The sequence below is a fragment of the Kribbella sp. NPDC055110 genome, assembly GCF_053607525.1.
The window spans coordinates 46,113-52,659 of sequence record NZ_JBSGTS010000036.1 but is presented as its reverse complement, the minus strand read 5'-3'; the positions used below and the strand labels follow the sequence as shown (position 1 = coordinate 52,659).

Here is a 6,547-nt window from a genome sequence, read left to right as displayed (position 1 = left end):
CCGCCAACCACCGCGCCGCAACCATCCTCAACCAACACACAACCGCTCAATCTGCGGCGTGAGGTTGACACAGGGAGTGTCATGGGGCCTCCCGGTCTGGACTGAGGAGCGGCGGGAGCGAAGCGACCAGAGCGACGAGGGAAGACCGGGAGCAGCAGCCCCATGACCCGCCGCGACGGAGTCGCGGCATCAGCACAGTCATCGGCCCTGCGCTGGGCCGGGGACGAAGCCGAGGCGGTCGTACACCCGGGCCAGTGTCGGCTCGGTGACCTCTCGGGCCCGCTCGGCGCCCGCTGCCAGGATCGCGTCCAGCTGCGCCGGATCGTCGAGGTACCCGAGCGTCTTCTCCCGGAACGGGGTGACGAACTCGACCACGACGTCGGCGAGGTCCTTCTTGAAGTCGCCGTACCCGCGGCCGGCGTACTCGTCCTCGAGCTCGCTGATCTTGCGGCCGGTGAGCGCCGAGTAGATGGTCAGCAGGTTCGCGACGCCGGGCTTGTTCTCCTGGTCGAAGATCACGTCGCGGCCGGAGTCGGTGACCGCGGACCGGATCTTCTTCGCGCTCGCCTTCGGTTCGTCCAGCAGGTCGATGATCCCGGCCGGCGACGAGCCGGACTTGCTCATCTTCGAGCCCGGGTCCTGCAGGTCGAAGATCTTCGCGGTCTCCTTGACGATGTACGGCTCGGGCACCCGGAACGTCTTGCCGAACCGGTGGTTGAAGCGCTGCGCCAGGTCGCGGGTCAGCTCGACGTGCTGGCGCTGGTCCTCGCCGACCGGGACCCGGTCGGCCTGGTAGACCAGGATGTCCGCGGCCTGCAGGATCGGGTACGTGAACAGGCCGACGGTGGCGCGGTCGGCGCCGCCCTTCGCGGTCTTGTCCTTGAACTGCGTCATCCGGCTGGCCTCGCCCATCCCGGTGATGCAGGACATCACCCAGGCGAGCTGCGCGTGCTCGGGCACGTGCGACTGGACGAACAGGGTGGACCGCTCCGGGTCGATCCCGGCCGCGAGCAACTGCGCCGCGGACCGGCGGGTGCGCGCGCGGAGGGCCTTCGGGTCGTACTCCACGGTGATCGCGTGCAGGTCGACGACGCAGTAGAACGCCTCGTGGTCGTCCTGCAGAGCCACCCACTGCCGCAACGCGCCGAGGTAGTTGCCGAAGTGGAAGGAGTCTGCCGTCGGCTGGATCCCGGAGAGCACGCGGGGGCGTCGCTGGGAACCGGCTGCGGAGGGGTCAGACGCAGCTTGGGACATGCACCCGATTCTGCCAGCGGCTTCAGTCCAACCCACACCCGGGCGGGTTATCAGTCATATCTCAAAGACTATGAGGGCTCACCAGGACCAGCCGCGGGCGGCCAGTTCCTGCTCTTCCCGCCAGCGTTTCTCCTCGGAGCGTTTCTGCTCGGCCTGCCCCGGGCAGCCGGCCAGTCGGCAGGCCTCGTCGAGGAGGTCGTCGTACGCCGCTTCGAGGGCCATCAGGCGGTGCGCGCGGGCGTAGACGTGCGGCGTGGACTCGACCCGCCGGATCTTGGTGGACAGGTGCCCCAGGCGGGTCTGCAGCCGGAGCGTGTCGAACGGGTCGGGGGCCGGGACCGGATGCCGGTGCAGTCGGGCCGCGACCTTCGCCGTACGCCGCTCGAGGCCGCGCCGCCACCGCGAAGGCGGCGGATTCGGCAGCAGGAGGCTCAGCAGGACGCACAGCACCAAGAACAGGACTCCAGCTGCCAGCCACGCCATCGCACTCACTCTCCACTCAGAGCGTACGGCGAACCAGCCGCCTCAGGCGACGGTGATTTACCCGTTCGTAGCCGGATTGCCGTCCACCGCGGCCGCCGGCTTCGGGGGGCGCACGGAGACCTCAGTCCCGGTGGTACTTCGTGATCGCGTTGTCCTGTTTGACCTTGTCGGCCGCGGCCTGGATCCGAGCGGTCCATTCGGACTGCTGCAGACCGCCCGCCATGAACTGCCCGGTGGCGGCGGCGGCCGCGTTCGCGAACTCTGGGTACCAGTCGTCGAAGTACCAGGTGATGAGCTGATCGCCGGCCGACGCGAGCAGGTCGCGGGCCGAGCTGAGCGCCGTACTCATCTCCAGCCCGTCGGCCGCCCCGCGGACGATGGTGAGCTGACTCGACTCCGAGGTGACCTGTGCCGCGACGTCCGCCGACAGCAACGCCCGCAGGTACTCGAGCCCGCCGGCCTTGTTCTTCGCCTTGTCCGGCACCAGGACCGGCGCGGTCGCCGCGACGTGCAGCCCACTCGCCAGCGCGGGCGACGAGTCGAGCGGCGGTACGGCGAACATGGTCAGCGCGAACTCCTGCGGGACCAGGCCCTTCATCTCGTTCTCGAGCCAGTTGCCGCACGGCAGCATCCCCGCCTTACCGGCGAGGAAGCGTTTCTGCGAGCCGATGTGGTCGTAGCCCGCAGTCCCCGCGGCGAGCAGCCCGCGCTTGGTCAGCTCACCGACCGCGTTGATCGCCTTGGTGACGCTCTCGTCCTTCCAGGCGCTGTCGTCGAGGTTGTCGATCCGCTTCAGGACGTCCGGCCCGCCGGTCTTGGCGGCCAGTGTGAGCACCAGTTCCAGCAGGTAGTACGGATGCGTGCCGGCGTACATGAACGGGCCGAGACCGGCGGCCTTCATATCGGTGCCTAGGGCAAGCAGATCGGGCCAGGTGCGCGGCACGTCCCAGCCCTTGCGCTGGAACAGGCTGGCCGAGTACCAGATCCCGTACACGCTCGCGATGTAGTTGACGGTGCGCTGCGCCCCGTCGTACCGGCCGAAGTTCAGCATGTCGGGCAGGAGCTGATCCTTGACCGTCGCGGACTGGTTGTCCCAGGACGGTGCGTCCAGCAACTGCTGCAGGTCGGTCAGCTGATGTTCCTTGACCAGCCGGCCGAGTTTCAGCGCGTCGTCGCCGGTGCTGAGCACCAGGTCAGGCGGGTTGCCCGCGGCGAACCGGGGCAGCAGTTGGTCGGCCAGTTGCGGTGTCACCTTCGGCGTGACGGCGGCGGCCGCGTACTTCTTCCGGTACGCCGCCGCCGCGAATCCGCCGTACTCCTCACTGACGACCACGTCGACCGGCGCGTTCCCGTCAACGGTGAACGGGTTCTCCTTCGACACCGGCCGGGCGACCGGGCTGCTGGTGCAGCCGCTCAGGACCGCACCGGCCAGCGCCCCCTGCAACAAAGTTCGCCGTCTCAGCATCACCGCAGGCTATTACTTCACGCCTCCGGCGGTGACGGAGACCTGCAGTTGACGCTGGAAGATGATGTAGACGACCAGAACCGGCGCGACAGTGATCACCACGGCCGCGAACAGGGCGCCGAAGTCGACCGCATAACCGGCCTGCGATGCGAACGAGGCCATGCCCTGCGAGAGCACGTAGTTCTTGGAGTCGGTGTTCAGGGCGACCGGGAGCAGGAACTGGTTCCACAATCCCAGGAAGTTGAAGATGGCAACCGACGCCATCCCCGGCCGCGCCATCGGCAACATCACCGAGAAGAACGTGCGCCACTCACCGGCACCGTCGATCTGCGCCGCCTCGTAGATCTCGCCCGGCAGCGCCTTGAAGAAGCTGTGCAGGAAGAAGACGGTGAACGGCAGCGCGAACGCGACGTACGTGATGATCAACCCTGGCAGCGTGTTCAGCAGCGAAAGGTTCTTCAGCACGAAGAACAGCGGCACGATCGCCAGGAACACCGGGAAGGTCAGCCCGGCCAGCATCGAGTAGTAGATCAGCCGGTTACCCGGGAACGTGAACCTCGCCAGCACGTACGCGCACATCGCGCCGAGGACCATCACCAGCACCAGCGCGCAGCCGACGACGACCACCGTGTTCACGAAGTAGCGACCGATGCCGGCCGTCGTCCAGGCGTTGGCGTAGTTCTCGAACCGCAGCTTGCCCGGTAGCGACAGCGGGTTGCCCAGGACCTCCTGCGTCGACTTGAACGAGGACAGCAGCGTCCAGACCAGCGGCAGGATCACCAGCAGCGACCAGAGGATCAGCGCGACGTGGGCGGTCGTGGCCACGCCCCTGCCCTCCGGGGCCCGATGGCCGGGAGCGCGGGATCCCGCAACGACGTCGGCGCGATCGGCGGCGGTGGTTGTCATCGGCGTACCTTCACTTTCCGCTCACGTCCGCCGGTCAGGGCGTTCACCGTGAACACCAGCAGCGCGAACAGCATCGTCACCGCGGCCAGGACCACACCCATGGCCGTCGAGTAACCGAACTGGCCCTTGGTGAAGGCCGTGGTGAACAGCTGCTGGGGCATGACCAGGGTCGAGTTCTGCGGCCCGCCGCCGGGGTTCAGCGCCTGCATGTAGACGAAGGCGTCGAGGGCGGCGATGCCGAGATAGATGTACGCCGTCTGCACGTTGTCCCGAATGAGCGGCACCGTGATGGACACCGCGCTCCGGAACCGGCCGGCGCCGTCGATCCGGGCCGCCTCGAACACCTCGGGCTCGATGCCCCGGATGGCCGCGATGAACAGCACCATGTAGAAGCCGACGAAGCCCCAGATCATCACGAACATCGAGGCAGGCATCGCGGTCCGCGCGTCACCGAGCCATGCGTAGTTCTCGAACTGGTGCAGCCCGATCTTCGACAGCACCGCGTCCAGGATGCCCGAGCCCGGGGTGAACACCTGGGCCCAGATCAGGCCGATGACGATCGCCGGGATCACGTACGGGAAGAACGAGACGATCCGGTAGAAGCCTGCGTTGCGCAGTCCGCGGACGGTCCCGGTGCCCGAGCCGCCGATCGTCACCAGCGTGGCCAGGGTCAGCGCCAGCACGATCGTCACGATCGGTACGACGATCGCGAGCAGGACGTTGTTGCGCACGGCCTTCAGGAAGATGTCGTCGTGGAACAGCTTGACGTAGTTGTCGAAGCCGACGAAGTTCATCCCCGAGGTGAAACCGGACCAGTCGGTCAGCGAGTACCACAGCGCCTGCACGAACGGCGAGACCACGAAGATGATGAAGACCGCCAGCGGCAGGCCGAGGAACACCACCATGAAGCTGGCCCGGTCGAAGGTCAGCGGCCGGCGCCGCCGGGTGACGGACCGCTTGGGTCCGCCTCCCGGCACAGCCTCTTGCTCCGCGGTTTGCTGCACGGTCACTTCGTGACCGGGATCTTCTTGACGGAGCTGTCGTTCCGCACCTTGTCCGTGATCTGCTGCAGGCCCTTCGTCAGGCCCGCCGCGTCGAGCTGGCCGGACAGGAACGAGTTCCAGACCACGAGGTTGTCGGTGTTCATGCCGTACAGGCCGACGAACTGGTAGTCGAAGATGTTCGTGCCGGCGGCGTCCAGCATCGCGGTCTGCGACTGCAGCGCGGTCGAACCGAAGCCGTCAGCGGGCACGAGACCCTTGACGATCGTCGGCGCCAGCCGCGTCTTGGCGAAGTTGGTCGCCGCCTCCTTGGACAGCATGGCCCGCAGGAGCTCCTTGCCGCCCGCAGCGTTCTTGCCCTTCGACGGGACGATGAACGGCTCGCCGGCCGCGCTGCGCAGCGCCTCGTACGGCAGCTTCGGGCTGTCGGTGACCGTCGGCTCCGGGATGCCCTTCATCTGGAACCCGCTCTTGGTGGCCTTCTTCATCTCGTTCTCGATCCACGAGCCCGAGGGGTACAGGACGGCCTGCTGGTCGTTGCTCCACTTCGCCTGCGCGGCGGTGAACTGGGTGCCGGCGCCGCCGGGGACGAAGTAGCCGTTCTTGACCATGGTCTCCATGGCCTTGAAGACACTCTGGATCTGCGGCAGCGACCAGCAGTTCTCCTTGAGGTTCTCCAGCGCCAGCCGGACCTCGTCGCCACCCTCCTTGATCGCGGAGTCGACAGCCAGGGTGTGGTAGTACGTCGCGGCTTCCTTGCCCCAGACGAACAGGTACTTGCCCTTCGCCTTGGCCTTGGCGCCGAGGTCGAGCAGCGCGTCGTACGTCTTCGGCGGCTCCCAGCCGTTCTCCTTGAACAGGCTGTCGGAGTACCACAGGCCGTAAAGGGTGAGCACGTAGTTCATCGCGACGAACTTGCCGTCGAAGGTGCCGGGGAGCTTGGCGCCGGGGTACAGCGTGTCGGCGATCTTCGTGCCCTCGTAGTTGTTCGCCTCGAAGACGTCGTCCAGCGTCGCCAGCGAGTCCAGGATCGTGTTGAAGCCGATCTGGTTCGCGCCGGAGTTGTCGATCAGGTCCGGCGGGTTGCCGCCGACGAAGCGCGGCTGCAGCTGCTGGGCGATCTGGGTGGACGGAGCGACCTTGAACGTCGAGCCCGCCTGCTTCTTCTGCGCGATGTCAGCCGCGAACGTCACGTAGTCGTAGCCGTACCCGCCGTTGAAGATCACCGCGTCAACAGTCGACTTCGCCGCCATGCCGAACGGGTTGTCCGAGGTCTTGTCGGCGCCGCCACTGCCGGAGCCGCTGTCGTTGCTGCCGCTGCCGGCACACGCGGCCAGCAGCGTGCTGCCGCCGGTCGCCAGCAAGGTGCCGACCGCTGCGCGCTGCAGGAACAGGCGCCGCGACAGGTTGTTGGGAGTGGTCATTGGTCCCGCCTTCC

At 67.3% G+C, this 6,547-nt stretch carries 6 protein-coding genes; all 6 read right to left on the bottom strand.

Going from position 1 to position 6,547, the window contains the following annotated elements:
• Window positions 1-198 precede the first annotated feature (198 nt).
• Window positions 199-1,254, bottom strand: coding sequence for a tryptophan--tRNA ligase (gene trpS, locus ACWF0M_RS34970; protein WP_452240037.1), 1,056 nt, complete (start codon window positions 1,252-1,254; stop codon window positions 199-201).
• 78 nt (window positions 1,255-1,332) lie between these two features.
• A complete protein-coding gene (locus ACWF0M_RS34965) occupies window positions 1,333-1,737 on the bottom strand; it encodes a hypothetical protein (protein WP_452240036.1) in 405 nt (134 codons plus the stop codon).
• Between the two features lie 121 nt (window positions 1,738-1,858).
• Window positions 1,859-3,202, bottom strand: coding sequence for an N-acetylglucosamine/diacetylchitobiose ABC transporter substrate-binding protein (gene ngcE / locus ACWF0M_RS34960; RefSeq protein WP_452240035.1), 1,344 nt, complete (start codon window positions 3,200-3,202; stop codon window positions 1,859-1,861).
• Window positions 3,203-3,214: 12 nt separating this feature from the next.
• Window positions 3,215-4,108 carry a carbohydrate ABC transporter permease gene (locus ACWF0M_RS34955; RefSeq protein WP_452240034.1) on the bottom strand — a complete coding sequence of 298 codons (894 nt, stop codon included), beginning with the start codon at window positions 4,106-4,108 and terminating at the stop codon, window positions 3,215-3,217.
• Window positions 4,105-5,118 carry a carbohydrate ABC transporter permease gene (locus tag ACWF0M_RS34950; RefSeq protein WP_452240033.1) on the bottom strand — a complete coding sequence of 338 codons (1,014 nt, stop codon included), beginning with the start codon at window positions 5,116-5,118 and terminating at the stop codon, window positions 4,105-4,107. The genes ACWF0M_RS34955 and ACWF0M_RS34950 overlap by 4 nt, the downstream gene beginning before the upstream one ends.
• Window positions 5,115-6,533 (bottom strand): N-acetylglucosamine/diacetylchitobiose ABC transporter substrate-binding protein, encoded by a 1,419-nt coding sequence (ngcE, locus tag ACWF0M_RS34945; RefSeq protein ID WP_452240032.1) that lies wholly within the window; start codon window positions 6,531-6,533, stop codon window positions 5,115-5,117. The genes ACWF0M_RS34950 and ngcE (ACWF0M_RS34945) overlap by 4 nt, the downstream gene beginning before the upstream one ends.
• Between the last annotated feature and the right edge of the window lie 14 nt (window positions 6,534-6,547).